The 1,409-nt window shown below is 62.7% G+C and carries 1 protein-coding gene; it reads left to right on the top strand.

Annotated elements, in window-relative coordinates; genetic code table 11:
• Nucleotides 1-120: 120 nt before the first annotated feature.
• Nucleotides 121-1,409, top strand: a 1,289-nt coding sequence (locus BW967_RS18340) for an omega-aminotransferase AptA (protein ID WP_076486569.1), incomplete at its 3' end; no start/stop codon positions are given.

The following is a 1,409-nucleotide window of genomic DNA, read 5'->3' as shown; positions in this document are numbered from 1 at the left end:
CCCCGGTGGCGCGCCGCCGCTCACCCCCGCTTGACGCCGCGCGCGCCGATGTTAGCCTGCGCCTGACCGTGTGGTCAAACCGCCCGGATGCCCCACCCCCTCACTCGCATGGAGAGACCCATGGCGCTCGACCGCAAGACGCCCAATGATTTGAACGCATTCTGGATGCCCTTTACCGCCAACCGCCAATTTAAAAAGGCGCCGCGGATGTTTGTGGGTGCCAAAGACATGCATTACACCACCGCCGAAGGCCGCCAAGTGCTCGATGGCACAGCGGGGCTGTGGTGCTGCAACGCGGGCCATTGCCGCCCGAAAATCTCGGAAGCGATCGCCAAACAGGCGGCAGAGCTCGATTATGCCCCCGCCTTCCAGATGGGCCATCCGGCGGCCTTTGAGCTGGCCAACCGGATCATCGACATCGCGCCCGAGGGGATGGAACATGTGTTCTTCACCAACTCCGGTTCGGAATCGGTCGAAACCGCGCTGAAACTGGCGATTGCCTACCATCGCGCGCGCGGCGAAGGCGCCCGTACCAGGCTGATTGGCCGCGAGCGCGGCTATCATGGCGTGAACTTTGGCGGCATTTCGGTCGGCGGCATTGTCACCAACCGCAAGATGTTTGGCAGCCTGCTCAATGGGGTGGACCACCTGCCGCATACGCATTTGCCGGGCCAAAATGCCTTTTCGAAAGGCCAGCCGGAGCATGGCGCGACCCTCGCCGATGAGTTGGAGCGGATCGTCGCGCTGCATGGCGCGGAGACCATCGCCGCGGTGATTGTGGAGCCGATGGCGGGCTCGACGGGCGTACTCTTGCCGCCCAAGGGCTATCTCGAAAAACTCCGCGCGATCACCAAAAAGCACGGCATCTTGCTGATCTTTGACGAGGTGATCACCGGCTATGGCCGTTTGGGCGCGCCCTTTGCCGCGCAACATTACGGCGTGACGCCGGACCTGATGACCACCGCCAAGGGCCTGACCAACGGCGTTATCCCGATGGGAGCGGTGCTCACTTCGGCCGAGGTGCATGATGCCTTCATGCAAGGGCCCGAGCATATGATCGAACTCTTCCACGGCTACACCTATTCGGGCAACCCGGTGGCGGCGGCGGCGGGCCTTGCGACGCTTGAGACCTACAAAGAAGAGGGCCTGTTCGAGCGCGCGGCGGAGCTTGCGCCTTACTGGCAAGAGGCGCTGCATTCGCTCAAAGGCACCCGCCATGTGATCGACATCCGCAACGAAGGGCTTATTGGCGCGGTGGAGCTGGAACCGATCGCGGGCGAGCCGACGAAGCGCGCCTTTAGCGCCTTCCTCAAAGCCTATGAGAAAGGCATCTTGATCCGCACCACCGGCGACATCATCGCCATGTCGCCGCCGCTGATCATCGAAAAAACCCATATCGATACCCTCAT

The sequence above is a fragment of the Rhodobacter aestuarii genome (assembly GCF_900156655.1).
Lineage (GTDB): Bacteria > Pseudomonadota > Alphaproteobacteria > Rhodobacterales > Rhodobacteraceae > Rhodobacter > Rhodobacter aestuarii.
Note: the sequence above shows the minus strand (reverse complement) of the source record. Positions and strands in the feature narration are given on the sequence as shown.